The sequence below is a fragment of the Streptomyces sp. NPDC032822 genome, assembly GCF_055578825.1.
On the sequence record NZ_JBVIOL010000001.1, the window covers coordinates 485,642 to 502,655 of the forward strand.

At 74.7% G+C, this 17,014-nt stretch carries 11 protein-coding genes; 3 read left to right on the forward strand and 8 right to left on the reverse strand.

What is annotated here, in order from left to right; all coding sequences use genetic code 11:
• Positions 1–3: 3 nt before the first annotated feature.
• A complete protein-coding gene (locus ACZ5VD_RS02450; protein WP_468550450.1) occupies positions 4–417 on the forward strand; it encodes an acyl-CoA thioesterase in 414 nt (137 codons plus the stop codon).
• Complete coding sequence (locus ACZ5VD_RS02455) at positions 414–1,091, forward strand: DUF8185 domain-containing protein (RefSeq protein WP_468680296.1); 678 nt, start codon at positions 414–416, stop codon at positions 1,089–1,091. The genes ACZ5VD_RS02450 and ACZ5VD_RS02455 overlap by 4 nt, the downstream gene beginning before the upstream one ends.
• A gap of 238 nt (positions 1,092–1,329) precedes the next feature.
• On the opposite strand, the gene ACZ5VD_RS02460 is transcribed toward ACZ5VD_RS02455, so the two are convergent.
• The 4 genes from ACZ5VD_RS02460 to ACZ5VD_RS02475 all read right to left on the reverse strand — a co-directional run bounded on the left by ACZ5VD_RS02460 (position 1,330) and on the right by ACZ5VD_RS02475 (position 9,205).
• Positions 1,330–2,295 carry an ABC transporter ATP-binding protein gene (locus tag ACZ5VD_RS02460; protein ID WP_468550448.1) on the reverse strand — a complete coding sequence of 322 codons (966 nt, stop codon included), beginning with the start codon at positions 2,293–2,295 and terminating at the stop codon, positions 1,330–1,332.
• 247 nt (positions 2,296–2,542) lie between these two features.
• Positions 2,543–5,314, reverse strand: a complete 2,772-nt coding sequence (locus ACZ5VD_RS02465; RefSeq protein WP_468680945.1) for an FtsX-like permease family protein — start codon at positions 5,312–5,314, stop codon at positions 2,543–2,545.
• 55 nt (positions 5,315–5,369) lie between these two features.
• A complete protein-coding gene (locus tag ACZ5VD_RS02470) occupies positions 5,370–8,597 on the reverse strand; it encodes an FtsX-like permease family protein (RefSeq protein WP_468680298.1) in 3,228 nt (1,075 codons plus the stop codon).
• Positions 8,598–8,800: 203 nt separating this feature from the next.
• Positions 8,801–9,205 carry a globin gene (locus tag ACZ5VD_RS02475; RefSeq protein ID WP_468550445.1) on the reverse strand — a complete coding sequence of 135 codons (405 nt, stop codon included), beginning with the start codon at positions 9,203–9,205 and terminating at the stop codon, positions 8,801–8,803.
• A gap of 76 nt (positions 9,206–9,281) precedes the next feature.
• Here ACZ5VD_RS02475 and ACZ5VD_RS02480 point away from each other — a divergent pair, with 76 nt between their 5' ends.
• Positions 9,282–10,265: a methyltransferase domain-containing protein gene (locus ACZ5VD_RS02480; protein ID WP_468550444.1), complete on the forward strand. Its 984-nt coding sequence runs from the start codon at positions 9,282–9,284 to the stop codon at positions 10,263–10,265.
• Positions 10,266–10,281: 16 nt separating this feature from the next.
• On the opposite strand, the gene ACZ5VD_RS02485 is transcribed toward ACZ5VD_RS02480, so the two are convergent.
• From ACZ5VD_RS02485 to ACZ5VD_RS02500, 4 genes are all read right to left on the reverse strand, one after another.
• A complete protein-coding gene (locus ACZ5VD_RS02485) occupies positions 10,282–11,961 on the reverse strand; it encodes an FHA domain-containing protein (protein ID WP_468680300.1) in 1,680 nt (559 codons plus the stop codon).
• 68 nt (positions 11,962–12,029) lie between these two features.
• Positions 12,030–13,379, reverse strand: coding sequence for a vWA domain-containing protein (locus tag ACZ5VD_RS02490; RefSeq protein ID WP_468550442.1), 1,350 nt, complete (start codon positions 13,377–13,379; stop codon positions 12,030–12,032).
• 98 nt (positions 13,380–13,477) lie between these two features.
• The gene (locus ACZ5VD_RS02495; RefSeq protein ID WP_468680302.1) at positions 13,478–14,758 is read right to left on the reverse strand and encodes a PP2C family serine/threonine-protein phosphatase; all 1,281 of its coding nucleotides are present in this window, start codon (positions 14,756–14,758) and stop codon (positions 13,478–13,480) included.
• Positions 14,759–17,011 carry a serine/threonine-protein kinase gene (locus ACZ5VD_RS02500; protein WP_468680304.1) on the reverse strand — a complete coding sequence of 751 codons (2,253 nt, stop codon included), beginning with the start codon at positions 17,009–17,011 and terminating at the stop codon, positions 14,759–14,761.
• Positions 17,012–17,014: the final 3 nt, after the last annotated feature.

Here is a 17,014-nt window from a genome sequence, read left to right on the forward strand (position 1 = left end):
CTCTTGCGCCACATCTACCGCTGCCCGCTGCGCTGGGCGGACATGGACGCGTACGGCCACGTCAACAACGTGGTCTTCCTCCGCTACCTGGAGGAAGCCCGTATCGACTTCCTGTTCCGCCCGGACAAGGACTTCAAGCAGGGGTCCGTGGTGGCGCGCCACGAGATCGACTACAAGCGGCAGTTGGTCCACCGCCACCGGCCGGTGGACATCGAGCTGTGGATCACCGAGATCCGGGCCGCGTCCTTCACCATCACCTACGAGGTGAAGGACGGCGACCAGCTCTATGTGCGGGCCTCGACGGTGATCGTGCCGTTCGACTTCGAGACGCAGCGCCCGCGTCGGATCACCTCCGAGGAGCGGGAGTTCCTCACGGAGTACCGGGATGACGACGAGGAGGAGGCCGTCGCCGCATGACGGTCCTCCACCTCGCCGACGAGGGGGAGGCGGCGGATCTCGCGGCCTTCCTCTCCCGGCTGCTCCACTACGACCGTGGAGCAGCGGTGCGTCTCCAGGGAGCCGGCACCGCACTCGCCGTCTTCGGACGGCCGCCGTCCTTCGAGGTGCTGGCGATCCGCGCGGTGCGGCTCGCGAAGCCCTACGAGAACGGGCTGGACGTCATGCTCGACGTGACCGTGTCCGCCGGTGAACTCCTGGAGTCCGTCGACGAGTCCGCGGTCACCGCGGTGGTTCCGGCGGCGGTGACCGGGCCGCCGTGGGCGGGCGTGCTGCCGCCGCGCGGCGGATGGCGGCCCGTGCCCGGGCTGCCGGTACCGGACTCGCTGCGCGCGATGGTCGGCGCGGGCGTCGCCGAATTCCGGTCCCGTACGGGCGAGTTGGAGCCCGAGCTGCGTACGCGGGCCGAACTCGACCGGGTCGGGCGGGAGATCTGGTCCCGGACGGTCGGGGACACCCGGCTGCCGGTGCGGGCCGTGCATGCGGCCCAGTCCCTTGGGTTCCTGCGGTCCATGGAGAGCGCCGGAGATCTGGCGCTGTTCTCGTCCGGCGCGTGGCTGCGGCTGCGCACGCCGTACGGGTCGATCGCCGTACGGCGGGCGGGACTCGGGGCGTTGGACGTCAGCGTCCGCTGAACGGACCTTCGCCGACCGGCCGTTCGCCGGCCGGGTGCTCGCTGACCGGCCGTTCGCCCCGACTGGCCGTTCGTTGGCGGGCGTTGGCTGACCGGGCGTTCGGCGCGGTCTGCGGTCTGCGGTCTTCGGAGGGCGACGTCGTCGGGCCTCCGTCGGGTGGTACCCGCGCCGCGTTGTCGGGTGGGACTCCCGCCGCATCTCTCTGCTCGCTCACGGCGGGTGGTGGTTCCTGCGGTGATCAGTGGTGTTCGCCGGTGTCCGGCCAGACGCCTATGTGGTCCGGTTCGAGTTCCAGGGCGACCCGGTCGCGCATGCCCAGGGCCTGGGTGTACTCGGCGGGGAGCTGGAGGCGGCCGGCGCGGTCGAGCATGGCGTACTCGCGGGCGACGACCGTTTCGTGGCCGGTGGCCGCGTCGATCTCGCTGCGGCGCAGGACCTCCGTGGAGGTACGGCCGTCCCTGATCGCGACCGTGCGACTGACCTCGCCGGCCACCGCCTGGTCGTGGGTGACGATGACGATGGTGGTGCCGAGCTGCTCGTTCGCCGTGCGGAAGGCGGCGAAGACCTGTTCCGCGGTGTGGGAGTCGAGTTCGCCGGTGGGTTCGTCGGCGAGCAGGACCGCGGGGGTGTTGGCGAGGGCCACGGCGATGGCGGTGCGTTGTTGCTGGCCGCCGGACATCTGGTGCGGGCGGCGGTCGCGGCAGTCGGCGATCTCCAGCATGTCCAGGAGTTCCAGGGCGCGTTGGGCGTGGGCGCGGCGGGACCCGCGGGTGCGGGCGCGGCCGGACAGTTGCATGGGGAGGGCGGTGTTCTGGGCGGCTGTCAGGTAGGGGAGGAGGTTGCGGGAGGTCTGCTGCCAGACGAACCCGACGACTTCCCTGCGGTAGGCGAGGCGGTCCTTGGCGGTCATCGTGAGGAGGTCGCGGCCGGCCACGCGGGCGGCTCCCGCGGTGGGGGTGTCCAGGCCGGCGAGGATGTTCATGAGGGTCGACTTGCCGCTGCCGGACGCGCCCACCAGGGCCATGAGTTCGCCCTCGCGGACGAGGAGGTCGAGGCCCTGGAGGGCCTGGACCTCTATGCCGTCCGTGGTGAAGATGCGGACGAGGCGGTCGCAGGTGATGAGGGCGTCGTGGCCGTAGGTGGGGCGGTTGCGGGCGGTGGTCGCGCGGTCGGCCAGGTCGGTGAGGGTGGGGTTGGCGGTCATGGGCGGCCTCCTACGCGGGGGTTCGCTGAGCCGGGGATCGTTCGGCAGTGGCCCGGGGTGGGGGCCGGTCGGGGGTGGGTGCGCTTGCCCGCCCTTGTGGGTGCCGCTCTCGGTGGGTCGGGAGCCGCCCTGCGCCACGACTGGCCGCGGCGGGGGCCGTGCGCCGCACCGGCCGCACCGGCTCCGGCAGTCGTGGTGGGTGCGCAGGCGGTGGTGCGTGTGGTGGTCGTGATGGGGCGCGTGGGGCTCATCGTCCGTCTCCCGCTCGGAGTTCCCGTACCGATCCCCGGCGTCCCGACCACCAGGCCTGGCCCACCGCCACGGCCACCGCGAGCAGCAGGATCGAGAGCGCGGGGAGCGTCAGGGACAGGGCGTCCGTGTGGAGTCGGGGCTTGGTGGGCGGGGGTTGGGTGGTGGCCAGGGCGAGGGTGGTGAGGTCGATGCCGGGGGAGAGGAGGCGGATGGCGGCCCAGCCGGTGAGGGTGCCGCCGAGCGCGGCCAGGACGGCCTGGGGGAGGGACTCCAGGATGAGGAGCCGGCGGCCCTGGGCGCGGGTGAGGCCCATGGTGCGGAGGCGGGCCAGCAGGGCGGTGCGTTCGGGGGCGGCGCGCAGCAGGGCGAGGAGCAGGGCCAGTACCGCGTAGCCGGCGCCGGCCGCGACCGCCGTGGCGTAGACGCGTTCGGCGCCGGACTGGAGGGGTGAGTCGACGTACCGGGCGCGTTCCTCGGCCCGCAGCTGGACGGTCGCGGTGTCGCCCGCCGCCCGGCGCAGTGCCCCGGCGTCGAGGTGGTCGCCGGTCATGAGCAGGGTGTTCGGGCGGGCCGCGGTGGCGTCCAGCCCGGCGCGGTCCACGACCAGGAAGTGGGCGCCGGTGATCGCCGGTGTGCTGTCCCGGACGACGGTGATGCGGATGGTGACCGTGCTGCCGTCCTCCAGGCGGACCGGGAAGGGACGGGTGCCGTAGGTCGCGGCGGTGGCGGGGGACGCCAGTGCCGGCAGGGGCGACTCCGTCGAGGTACGGGTGGCGGCGCGTACGGTCAACTCGCCCTCTCCGAACGCCCCGATCCCCGTCCGGGCCGTCAGGGCCGCGTAGTCCTCGGGGTCCACGCCCACCAGCGGTACGGTCTGCCGGCCGTCGCCCGGCTTCGCCTGGTAGGTGATGCTCGCCACGGCGAGGCCCTCGACACCCGGCGTGCGGCGGACACGGTCCGGGAGGCCGGTCGGCAGCGGGCCGGTCGTCTCGATGCGGGCGTCGGCGCCGACGGTGAGGAGGGACGCGTGGTCGCGGGCCTCGCGTACCCCGGCGAGGACCGAGCCGCCGAAGGCCGCGGTGGTGAGCGCGGTCAGCAGGGCGAGCAGGGGCAGCGCGGCGGAGACGGAGGTGCGGCCCGCGCGGGCCAGGGAGAGATGGCCCACCGCGCCCCGCAGCCGGCCGGCCGGGCGGGCCAGCGCGCGCAGCGGCAGCGGGTACAGCCGCACCAGCACCAGCGCCGCGATCACGCCGATCAACACCGGGGCCAACGACACGAGTTGGTCGCCTGCGGCGCCCGAGGTACCGCGTCGGCGCAGGCTCTCGACCGCGCCGGCCGCGAGGGCCACCAGCGTGAGCTCGGCGACCGTACGGCGTCGGGACGGACGGACCGAGCTCACGTCCGCCCGGCCGCCGTGCAGGCTCACCACCCGGTGGGTGGCGGCGGCCCGCAGGGGCAGCGCGGCGCAGGCGACGGCCGTGACCGCGGCGGCTGCCAGGACGGCGGCCAGGGGGCGGGGGGCGGGGAGGGCGAGCAGTGCGGCGGTGAGGCCGAGGGCGCCCGCGGGGACGGCGGTCACCGCCGTCTCGGCGAGGAGCCGGCCCGTCAGGCCCCGCAGGGAGGCGCCGCGGGCGCGCAGCAGGGCGAGTTCGGTGCGGCGGCGGTCGGCGGCGAGGCCGCCCGCCATCAGCAGGACGACGGCGGCGACCGCGCCGGTGCCGAACGCGGCGACGGAGACCAGCGGGTCGACGCCCTCGCGGAGCCGGGCGTAGGAGACGAGGATGTCGTCGAGGTCGGTGGTCACGTCGGTGACGCCGGAGAGGTACTCGTTGCTGACGACGTCGGTCGTCGTGCGCACCTTCCGCAGTGCCGGGCCGGACTCCAGGGAGGCGATGGCGGTGCGCAGCCGGTCGACGTCGTGGGCGTGCAGGGCGTCGGTGGCGGGCGCCAACTGCCAGTACCGCAGGGGGGTCGCGGGGGTTCCCAGGATCGCCGGGGCCGCCTCCGGGGCGAGCAGGAGGGCGCCGAGCCAGTAGCGGTCCGCGTCGGAGGAGGGGCCCGGCAGGCGGACCAACGTGGGGGCGCGCAGGAGGGGTTGGGCCGACCAGTAGGGGCCGGCCGGGTCGCGCGGGGTGACGATCGCGGTGACGCGGACGGCCAGGGTCGCGCCTTCGACGCCGGGTACGTGGATCACCGAACCGGCCCTGATGCGAAGGCTCTTGGCGGTCGCCGCGGTGACCGCGGCCTCCACCTCGGCCGTCGTGGTGGTCACCTGGCCGCTCGCACGCGGGAGGCGTCCCGCGCTGACGACCGCGTGGCCGGCGAGCCCTTCCTGGGCGACCAGGGACACCTGGGTGGGATCCCCGGTCGGACTCGGCAGCCAGGGGTCCGAGGTCACCAGGTCCGTGGCCGTGCGCACGCCGTACGTCGACTGCTCCCGGTCGAGGGCGAGCGGCCCGGGTACGACGGCGCGCACCTTTCCGTCCAGCCTGGCCAGCGCGTCGGGGCGCAGCGCGTCCTCCCGCCGGGCCGCGGGCAGCATCGGGTCGGGCGGCGGGGCGGCGACCCGCACCCCGCTGTGCTCGGGCCGGGCCTGTTCGACGGCCCGGTGCAGACCGGCGTCCCCGTACCGGTCGACGGCCCGCGGGAACGCGGCGGCCAGACACGCGGTCAGCGCCACCAGCAGCGCGAGCCCCCAGGCGGCGGCGGGAGCCGCCCGCAGCCGGGTGCGCACCCAGGGCGCGAGAACCGGACCGCCGCCGTTCACCGCACCCGTCCCGCTCGCCGCGCCCCCCTCGTCCGCCCCGCTCACCCTCCTCAACTCACTCGCCCCCCTGTTCCCGCAACGACGTGACCGGATCGGCCCGCCGTACCGCCAGCGCCGCCGTGACCAGGACCGGAGGCAGCGCCACGGCCGCCAGGAGTACGGCGACGGCGCCGAGCGGCAGTTCGACGAGGACCGCGGGCGTCGGCCGGGCCGCCTCGGAGGTCAGGACGATCAGGGGGACCACGGCCCGGGTCAGGAGCACGCCCAGTGCGGTGCCCACCAGCAGCGCGAGACCCACCAGCACGCCCTGCTCGACGGCGATCGTGCGGGCCAGCCGCCGGCGTGGTGTGCCCAGGGCGCGCAGTACGGCGAACTCGGCGGTCCGTTCCCGCAGGGAACCCGCCGCGCTGACCGCGAACCCGACCGCGGCCAGCGCCGCCGCCACCGAGGCCGCGACGGCGAACGCGGCCTCGGGGCCCGCGCCGAACGGGTCGTCGCGCAGCTGCTCGGCGAGCTCGTCGCGCACCACCACCTGCGCCGGATCGGTGTCGGGCCGCGCCCGCAACGCCGCGGCGGCCACGGCCTCCTGGCCCGGCGTGGTCCGCAGCCACCACTCGGTGGGCGCGAGGGTCTCGGCGTGCCGCGCCTCCAACACCCGGTTCACGGACCGGAGATCGACCAGCAGCGCCCCGCCGGTGGACTCCTCGGTGGTCGGCAGCTCGCGCACGGACGCCACGATCCGCACGGGCACGGTCCCGCCGCCGAACGCCAGGTCCACCCGCTGTCCGATGCGGGCGCCCGCGGAGGCGAGGTAGCGGTCGGTCGCCACGGCCGTGACGGCGGGCGGCGCGGGCTGCGCGACCTGGAGGCGCAGCGTCAACGACGAGGTGACCCAGGTGTATTCGGCCGGGATGTATCCCGTGCCGTAGTCGACCGCCGGCAGCCCCGACGGCATGGTCAGCCGCGGCGCGGTCGGCTTGGTGCGCTCGTCCGGTCCCGCCGCCTCCGCGTCGCCGGCCGAGGTGACCCGCCAGGCGGCGGGCGGCCGGAGCCGCCGCACACCGCCGTCCTCGGCGACGGCCGCCAACTCCTCGATCACCAGACGGTGTCGCTCGGCGCGGTCGATCGGCTGGGGCACGACCAGCTCCACCGCGGTGAGGGTGAGCGGCCCCGACGGGACGTCCACCTCCAGCGGGTGGCGGCGGCCGTCGGCGGGCAGTTCGCCGGCCGGGACCCGGTACGGGGTGCCGTAGCGGTCCTGGAGGGTGAGGGTGACGTCCGCCGTCGTGGCCGGGTCCGCGGAGCCGCGCAGGGTCGCGGCCAGCCGCAGCCGGGCGGTGCCCGCGGGCACCTTCGCGCCCGCCGACCCGTTCTTCGGACCCAGGCCGGTCAGCAGCGGCCCTATCGGCTCGGACGCCAGGTCGGGGCGGAGCAGCAGGGCGTCCGCCGCGTGCGCGGTGTCCAGCGCGAGGACGGTCGCGGTCCGGTTCGCGGACAGCGCCACCTCCGCGCGTGCGGCGGGCGCGACCTGCCGTACGTGCGGTACGGCCGCGTACTCGTCGGTGCGGCCCAGACCGCCGTCCCCGGCGGCGAGGATCCGCACCGGCACCCCGGCGCGGAAATCGGCCTGGTCGTTCTGCGAGCGGTCCCAGGAACTGCCCTGCCCGATCGCCAGCATGCCCAGCGCGACGGCGAGGACCAGCAGCAGCACCGGCCCGGCCCCGCGCATCGGGCGGCGGGCGATCTGCCAGCCGGCCAGCGCCGCCGTCAGCCCGCGCCCGCCGGCCGCCCGGCGTTCCGCGAGCCGCGCCACCGGCGGCAGCAGCCGCAGCGTCACCACCGTGCCGGCGAGCAGCGCCAGCGCGGGCGCCGCCACCAGCAGCGGATCGACCCCGAGCGTGCCGGTGGCGGTGGCGGTCACGGCGCCGGAGGTCTGGCGGTCGAGCTGCCAGTACGCGACGGCGGCCACCGCCAGCAGCCCGAGATCGCCGCCCGCCCGGATCGCGGAGGGCAGCGCCCGCGCCCGCCCGGTGGCGAACGACGAGGTCAGCGCGGGCAGCGTCACCGCGAGCGCGCAGCCCAGCGCCACCCCCGCCGCCACCAGCCACACCCCCGCGCGTCCCCCCGCCGGCACGTCCAGGTGGAGCCCGATCCGGGCCAGCGGACCCTGCCCGGCCAGCAGTCGGGTCAGCGGCCCCGCGAGCAGCGGCGCGCACACCACCGAGGGGACCGACAGCAGCAGCGCCTCCAGGGCGGCCAGGCCCGCGACCCGGCGTCGGGAGGCGCCCCGGGCCAGCAACAGCCGGGTCTCACCGGTGCGTTCGGTACTCAGCAGCCGGGCCACCAGCAGCAGCGCACAGGCCGCGAGCAGCACCAGCTGGAGCGCGACGATCAGCAGGGTGGAGCGGGAGACCAGCAGCGAACGGTCGACGTGGTCGAGGACCTCGGGCAGGCCGGTGGAGGCGACGGTGATGCCGCTGAGCACCGGCTTCCCCCGCATCGCCGCGCTCTCCGCGCGGGCCGCCTCACGCAGCGCGTCGATCCGCCCGGTCGTCAGCGTCGAGAAGTCGGCCGACGCCAGCCAGGCCGACGGCCCGGCGCTCACCGCCCCGCCGGTCAGCGTGGTGGGATCGGCGAGCAGGGGACCGTACGTCGTGAAGTCGCCCTGCTTGATCCCCCGGCCGCCGAGGTCGTCCAGCTTCCAGTACGGCGCGTCCGCCTGCGTGGGCCGGTAGAGGCCGGTGACCGTGACCCGCGCCTTCGGGCCGCCGAGGCGGTCGGTGAGGGTGAGGCGGGCGCCGGGTTCCAGGCCGAGCCGCCGGGCGGCGGTCTGCGGGAGGGCCACCTCGACGGCCTGCTCGCCACTGCGGGGCAGCCGTCCGGCGACCAGCCGCACCTGCGTCCGGTCCAGGGCCGCGAAGTAGGTCAGATCCGGGTCCCCGGAGCGCTCGGCGGGCGGCTGCACGGAGCGCGGCAGGGCGTACGGGCCCGACCGGGGCAGGGTCCGCACGGTGACCGGCAGCCCGCCGAAGGTCCTGCGGGCCGCGTCCCGTACGGCGGTGTCGGCGGCCGTGCGCTGGGCGGCCGGCACGTCGGCCTTGACGATCAGCGCGGTGTCGACGGCGTTGCGCGGGTCCTGGAGCGAGTGGCGCAGGGCCGCGTCGCCGATCGCGCCCGAGTAGGCGGCGAGGGTTGCCAGGACGGCCGTGGTCAGCAGGACGGTGAGCAGGGCCGCGGCCGGCAGCAGCCGGTGCGCGCGGGCACGCAGAACGACGAACCGCACGGCTCCGCCCCACCCCGTCACCCGCCGGCCCCCCGCCGTTCCGGTCGTCCCCCGTTGTCGAGATCTCCGGGCGATGGTGTCAGAGGGGACGGGCCGCGGGTAAGCGCTTCACGGTCGGACTTGACCGGATCGTGATCGGAATACGGGGTCGGACGACCGGAATCCGGTCTTCAACGACCTTGCCGGTCAAGGGCGTTCGCTTGTCAGCCGGCGGTGTTCACCATCGAGGCCGCCGCGTACGTCAGGTAGTTCCACAGCGTCTGCTCGTGCTCCTCCGACAGCCCCAACTCGTCGACGGCCACCCGCATGTGCTTCAACCAGGCGTCGTGCGCCGCACGGTCCACGGCGAAAGGCGCGTGGCGCATCCGCAGGCGCGGGTGGCCGCGGTTGTCGCTGTACGTCGTCGGGCCGCCCCAGTACTGCATCAGGAACAGCGCGAAGCGCTCCTCGGCCGGGCCGAGGTCCTCCTCGGGGTACATGGGCCGCAGGATCGGGTCCTCGGCGACACCCTCGTAGAAACGGTGGACCAGGCGGCGGAAGGTCTCCTCCCCGCCGACCTGCTCATAGAAGGTCTGCTCCTGAAGCGTGCCGCGCCGGATCTCTTTCACCCGTCCATGGTCTCAGACGGCAGGGCCCAGGACTCAAGGCTTAGGACCAGGCCCGTCCAGGGTGCACAGTGGACGTATGAGCGCGCACGCTCTCGACAGGGATCCGCAGGGCCTCGCCTCCGCCGCGCGGGCGGCGCTGGTGCGGGAGATCGACGCGAGCGGGGCCTGGGCGGCCGACCCGGTGTGGCGGGAGGCGTTCGAGGCGGTGCCGCGGCACTTGTTCGTGCCGTACTACTACGTGGGCGTCGGCGGCGGACACGAGCGGCGCTGGGGCGAGAGCCCCGACCCGCGGACCCGGGAACGCTGGCTGCGCGGCGCCTACGCCGACGCCCCGCTGGCCACCCGGCTGCGCGACGGCGAACTCGTCTCCTCCAGCAGCCAGCCCTCGCTGATGGCGATGATGCTGGCGGAACTGCGGGTGAGGGACGGCGACCGGGTCCTGGAGATCGGCGCCGGCACGGGCTACAACGCGGCGCTGCTCGCGCACCGGCTCGGCGACGACGGCCTGGTCACCACCGTCGACCTGGAACCGGAGATCACCGAGACGGCCCGCCGGCACCTGGCCGCCGCCGGACACCACCCCGTGGTCGTCACCGGCGACGGCACCCGCGGAGTGCCCGAACGCGCGCCCTTCGACCGGATCATCGCGACCTGCACCCTGCCGTCGATCCCGCCCGCCTGGCTCACCCAGTGCCGCCCCGGCGCCCGCATCCTCACCCCGCTCGCCACCGGCCTGATCACGCTGACGGTGGGGGAGCCCGGACAGGCCGAGGGACGCTTCCTGCACACGCCCGCCTACTTCGTGCGGCTGCGCGGCGGCGGTCTCGAACCGGAGCGCGCCCCGCTGGGCGGGGTGCCGAGCGGGGCCAGGAACCACGAACTGTTCCGGTTCCTGCTCGCCCTCACCCGGGGCAGCCTCGACCCGCAGGAGGCGTACGCGCTGTGGCGGCGCGAGGGACGGCCGCCCCGCGAGCGCTACGGCATCACGGTCAGCGGCACCCGCGAGTGGGCCTGGCTGGACGAGCCGGAGGGGCCCTACGCCTGGCCCCTGCCGGTCTGAGCGGTCCTGTCCCGCGCTATCCGCGCCGGACGGTGATCGTCGTCCACGCGCCGACGTGCACCCGGTCGCCGTCCTGGAGCGGGACCGGCACGAAGGGCTGGATCGGCTCCTCGGAGCCGTTGACCGTCGTACCGTTCGTCGAGTTCTGGTCGACGACCGCCCAGGATCCGTCCGGCTGCTGGACCAGCACCGCGTGCTGGTGCGAGACGCCCGGGTCCTCCGGCGGCACCGCCAGATCGATGTCGGGGGTGTCCCCGGTGGAGTGCCGGCGGCGGCCGATGGTGATCTGGTTGCCGGTGAGCGTGCGCTGCTGCTCGGGCGAGAACGCGGGCAGGTTGAGCCCCGCGGCCTCGGGTCCTGAGCGCTGCATCATCGCCATGAAGTAGTCGCGGTCCGGGCCGATGGTCGCCGTCCAGGTGGACGGCTGCTGCGGGTAGCCGGGGCCGGGAGGGGCGGGCGGGGCCTGGGTCGAGCCCTGCTGCGGATAGCCGTAGCCACCGCCGGGGGCCTGACCGGGGCCCTGGCCCTGGCCCGGGCCGCCCTGGCCGCCGGGCGGGGGGAGCACCCAGTCGTCGCCACCGCCGCCGAAGGGCGGGCCGCCCTGCTGCTGCCGGTTCGGGTCCTGCGGGAATCCGGGCGGGCCACCGGGACCACCCTGACCGGGCTGACCACCTTGGCCGGGCTGGCCACCCTGACCGGGCTGGTGGAACGCCTGCGGGGCCTGAGGTCCGCCGGGCCCGCCAGGTCCACCGGGGCCACCGTGCGGAGTCGGGCCGGGGGGCGGCGGGACCGGCCGCGACGGGTCGGCGCCGAACGGGCCGGGGGCGTTGGGACCACCGGGGCCGCCAGGACCGCTGGGGCCGTTGGGGTTGCCGGGGTAGCCGTAGCCACCCTGCGCTCCCGGGCCGCCGGGGCCGCCGGGGCCGCCAGGACCGCCGGGACCGTTGGGGTTGCCGGGACCGCCGGGGTAGCCGTAGCCGCCCTGCGCACCCGGGCCGCCCGGGCCACCGGGGCCGCCAGGACCGTTGGGACCCTCGGGACCGTTGGGGTTGCCGGGACCGCCGGGGTAGCCGTAGCCGCCCTGCGCACCCGGGCCGCCCGGACCCCCGGGGCCGTTGGGGTTGCCCGGGCCGCCGTAGCCGCCCTGGGTGCCGCCGGGGCCGGGAGGGGTGCCGGGGCCACCGGGGGCGCCGTAGCCGCTCTGAGGGGGCGGAACGCCCGGGCCACCGGGGCCCGACGGACCGTTGCCGTACGGCGGGCCCGGCGGGATCGGTTCGGCGGGGCGGTTCATCTGCGAGGGGCGCGAGCCCTGGTAGTCGTAGGCGTCACCGCCGCCGTACGACGGACCCGGCTGCTGCTGGAAGCGCGCGGCCGGGGTGGGGCCGGGCGCCTGCGGGTGCGGTGCGGCCGGGGTGTACGAAGTCGCCGTGTTCGTCAGGAAGTTCCACCGGCACTCCTCACAGAACGGAGCGCCGCCCTCACGGGGCGTACGGCACTGCGGGCACAGCTCCGGCTCGGGCGCACGACCGCCGGGCTGACCCGGCTGGGCACCCTGGCCCTGCGGGGGCGGGAAGCCGTAGCCCCCGCCCGGGGGCGGCGGCGGAGGGGGCGGAGGCACGGCACCCGCCATGCGGTGACCGCAGACCTCGCACCAGTCGTCGGAACCCGACTGGTGTCCGTTCGGGCAGGTCGGCATGTCGGCGCGTCCCCCTCTCCTTCTGTGTCCTACTCGGTCTTGCTCAGTCGTAACGGGGTCTTACACAGTCACTTCTTTACACGAACAGTCTTTGTGGACCGGGTTTCGAGAGTCATCTCGTCGGCCTCCGCGACCTTCGCCTTCAGTCGCACAGTACCTGTCGCGGCATCGACGACGTCCACCACCTTCGCAAGCAGTTTCGCAGTATCCGCGTTCCCCGAGGCGCTCGCGAGCTGAACGGCCCTGCCCAGTTTGGCCGTCGCTCCGTCGAAGTCTCCCGATTTGCGGAGATCGAGCCCTTGTTGGATGGCTTGTGCCAGTTCGGCCTGGCCGGTGTAGTGGGCGACCTGGGGGTTGATCGACGTCGAGGCGACCATGTCGTCGGTCCACACGGCCTTCACCAACCCCTGTGCGCCGGCCAGCGCCTGGGTGCTGCCGTCGGGCTGCGGGACGACCAACGAGATGCGGCCGGCCAGCATTTCCTGGCCCACGTTGGCGGCCGGAACCTCCACGCACACGTGGTAGTCACGGGACTCGTCCCCCCAGGAACCGGTGGGGTAGTCCCCGGCGCGCGGGCCCGACTCGGTGCGGCGGTCGGTCAGTTGCTCGACGGTGGGCGCGACCTGCTTGACGAACTTCACGGTGGTGCCGACCGGCGTCCACAGCCGCAGCGAGACGTCCGCGACCTCCTTGCCCATGGCCGTCTCCATCATCTGCGTGAAGTCGGCGGCCAGGCCCGCCGGGTCGGCGACGATGTCGGACGTGCCGAGCAGCGCGGAGGCTATCGCTGTGACTTCTTTCACTTCCCAGTCGGTGCCCACTCCACGCGCGTCACACGTGAAGCGACCGGCGCAGGTGTCCAGGGCGGCCTTCAGGTCCTCGGGCGACTCGTGTTCGTTGCGGCCGTCGGTGAGCAGGATGCCGTGCCGGATCGCGACGTCCGCGGAGGCCAGCAGCCGGTCGGTGAGCCGCAGCCAGGTGCCGATGGCCGTACCGCCGCCGGCGCTCAGCCTGCGCAGGGCCTGCTTGGCCTGGTCGCGGGTGGCGGCGTCGGCGACCGCGAGCCGGCCGTTGCCCGGGTAGACCTCCTTGGCCACGTGGGTGCCGCCGACCACCGCGAAGTGCACGCCGTCGCGCAGGGTGTCGACGGCGGCGGCCGTGGCATCCCGGGCATTGCGCATCTTGGTCGGCGGGTAGTCCATCGAGCCCGAACAGTCGACCATGATCACCACGGCCGCGGACGGGCCCTCCCCGGGCGCGTAGAGGTTCGGCGCCGCGACCGCGGAGCCGATCGTGCCGCCGCCGGTGGCGGTCACCGTGACGATCGCGTTGACCTCACGGCCGCCCTCCGGCAGGTACTCGTTCTGGTACACGTCCACCGAGAACTGCGGCACATTGGACTTCGAGAAATTGGCCATGCCTGCTCACATCCCCCTCGAACCCCGCCCAGGCGGGACGACGACTGTGGACGGACCGGTCCCCACCGGCCCGTCCGAAACTTCCCCGTGTGCAGCCTTCAGGCCGATCCTGCCCCCTGGGGCGGGGCCGGGAACGGCACGACGGCCACTGTTACGTTGTCGTGGCCCCCGCCGTCCAGAGCGTGGCCCACCAGGACGCGGGCGCTGTGCAGGGGGCGTACGGCGGCGTCCGGCGGCAGGACCTCGGCCATCTCCTCGGCCGCCTCCGCGTAGTTCCACAGCCCGTCGCTGCACACCACCACCACACCCGGCCGGTCCGGCTTGAAGGAAGCGGTGTGCGGCTCCAGTTCGTAGGCGTCCGCGCCGAGCCAGCCGGTGATCGCGTGGGCGCGCTCGTCGGCGTACGCCTCCGCCTCGTTCATCAGACCCGCGGCGACCATCTGCGCGGCCCACGAGTCGTCCTCGGTGAGCCGGGCCGGGGGAGCGCCGCGGTCCAAGGGCACCCAGTAGGCGCGGCTGTCGCCGACCCAGCCGACGACCAGCAGGCCCTGCGTCACCACCGAGCCGACGATGGTGCAGGCCGGTGCGTTCTGGTGCGGGGCCTGCTCCAGGGCCGTGGCCGGCTCGTCGGCCAGCGCGTTGACCGCGTGCGAGGCGGCGACGATCGCGTCGTGCATCGCCTGCTGCGGATGCGTGCCGTGCGGCAGCGCGGCCAGCAGCGAGTCGGTGGCGGTGCGGGACGCGGCCAGCGAGGCGTCGTCGGGACGGGTGGCCGAGGACACCCCGTCGCAGACGATCGCCACGACCGCCGTCGAGCCGTCGGGCAGCGCGGCACAGCCGAGGCCGAACGCGTCCTCGTTGCGGTGGTGGCGCAGACCGCGGTCACTGACGGCGGCGACCGGACCGAAGTCCAGCTCCATGTGATCACGCTCACGCGGCTGGGCGTGCCCGCAGTTCTCGCAGTAGCCGTCGCTGTCCACCCGGCCCGCGCGGCAGGCCACGCACACCTTGACGCCCTCGGGCGGGGTCGGGACCTCGGCCATCCGTGGATCGGGCGCCTGCAGCGGATAGTCGTCGGGCTCCGACGGCCGGTCGAAGCGCACGCCGGAGGCCGGGGACACCGGAGAGCCCGCGAAGGGCTGCTGCGGCTGCGGTTGCTGGTGTTGTTGCTGTGGTGCGGCCGGTGGCAGGCCGGGAGCACCGTCCGGCGGCAGCGGCAGGCCGCCGTTCATGGCGATGGTCGGGTGGTCGCCCGGCCGGGCCGGTACGGCGGACAGGTCGTATCCGCACGCACCGCAGAAACGGTCACCCGATTCGAGGGGCTCCTCGCAACCGGGACACCTCGACAGGGCGGTCTGCTGGGGCATCTGCGACATCAACTACACCCATGTCCGGGGGCGGTAACGGTTGGCACGTTCCACCAGGTCGATCCTCTCCTCGCCGCCCGACGCCAGCCGGGCCAGCGTGCGGTACGAACGCTCCAGGCCGAAGCGCAGGCCCCGCTCGTCCAGGCCACTGCCGAGCAGTACCCGACCCCCGGCGGCTGGGGGAGGGGCGGAACCCTGGCCACCGGAGAGTATCCAGTCCAGCGCACAGCCGAGGACTTCCGCCGACAACTGCTCACGCCGCGCCGGGTCCAGACCGTACGCCTCCAGGGCCTCGACCTGTGCGGCTGCCGCCGTCAGATCGTCCAGGAAGGGTACGTCGGAAGCGACCACCGCGCGTTGCCGCAGCCGCGCCCGGACGGCCGCCACCCGCGCGGCCGTGTAATGGATGGACGACTCCGGTACCGACTCCAGCGTCCGTACGGCGCCCCGCCGGTCGCCGGTGGCGAGCTGGACGCGGGCCAGACCGAAGGCGGCGCTCACATAACTGGGGTCGGTCGACCAGACGAGACGGTAGTACTCGGCGGCGTTGTCGAGCTGGCCGAGCACCTCCGCGCACAGGCCGAGGGCCAGCTTGGGGGCGATCTCGCCGGGGAAGGCGTCGTAGATCGCGTCGAAGCCGAGCGCGGCGGCCTCGTGGTCGCCGGTGACCAGGGCCGCGACGCCCCGGTACCAGACGACCCGCCAGTCGTCGGGCCGCTCCTCCTCCAGCTTCAGCAGGGCCTGGTGCGCGGTGTGCGCGTCCCCGTTCTCCAGCCAGGCCCGGATCTGCCGCAGCCGGGTCTCCGTCGAGTGGGCCGGAGCGGCCGCGAGCGCCCCCAGCAGCTCGGCGGACGCGGTCGCCATCAGGCCGGCCAGGAACCCGGCGTTGGGATCGGACGGATCGACGTGCGGGACGGGCAGCGCGAGTCCGGCGGCGGAGGCGTTGGCGGTCTTGACCAGGCCGGCCGGCAGGGCGGGCGGAGCGGGCAGGGCGCCGGGGTGCCCGGCTCCGGGGGGCGGGGCGGCTTCGGCGGGGCCCGCGGGTGCGGGACGCCGGCCGCGTACGACCCGCGCCCCCAGCCGCGACACCTCACCGTCCAGCTTGGGGAACAACTCCGCGTCCGTGACCCGCACTTCGGGGCCGAACAGGGTCGACAGAGCCGGGCGGGCGCGGCCCGACTGGAGCGAGACGACCTCCCGGAGCACGCCCGTCAGCTGGTCCGACATCTCCTGGGCGGACGCGAACCGGCGGGCCGGGTCCGGGTCGGTGGCGCGGACCAGCAGCCGGTAGAACGACTCGTACTGGCGGAAGACCTCGATGTTGTCGGGGTCGGGCAGGGAGTCCACGAAGACGTTCGTGTAGCCCTGGAAGTCGAAGGTGAGGACGGCGAGGGTACGGGCGACCGTGTACAGGTCGGAGGCGACCGACGGGCCGACCTCGGCGACCTCCGGCGACTGGTAGCCCACCGTGCCGTAGATCGCCGACTCGTCGTCGTCCATCCGGCGCACCGCGCCCATGTCGATCAGCTTGAGCTGGTCCTCGGTCTGGATCGCGTTGTCGACCTTGAAGTCGCAGTAGAGCAGGTTGCGGCTGTGCAGGTGCCCGAGCGCCTCCAGGGCCTCGATGCCGAACGCGCACGCCTGCTCCACCGGCAGCGGATCCCGCTTGCCGTCGGGCGTACGGCGGGCGTTGGCGATCTCCTTGAGGGACTTGCCGCCGACGTACTCCATCACGATGTAGCCGTCGAGCGAGCCGGTGCGCTGGTCGAGGTGTTCGACGAAGTTGTAGATCCGCACGATGTTGGCGTGCTCGATCTCCGCGAGGAAGCGCCGCTCGGAGATCGCGGCGGCCATCGCGTCCTGGTCACCGGTGTCCAGGAGACCCTTGAGGACGACCCAGCGGTCCGACACCGCGCGGTCCACGGCCAGATAGACCCAGCCCAGCCCGCCGTGCGCCAGACAGCCCGCGACCTCGTACTGGCCGTGCACCACATCGCCGGACTTCAGCTTCGGGACGAACGAGTACGGATGCCCGCACTTCGTGCAGAACCCCTCCGTGCGCCCGGCCCGCTCGCCGCGCGAACGCCCCACCGGCGCCCCGCAGTCGGAGCGCGAGCAGAACCGCTTGCGCTCCGGCACCTCCGGGTTCTCCAGGACCATCCCCCGCGGGTCGGGCCGCGGCACACCCGGCACCTCGACCAGGCCCGCGCCCAGCCGGCCGCGCGCCGAGGACCCGGCGCTGGAACCGGAACTGCGCACCGACACCGA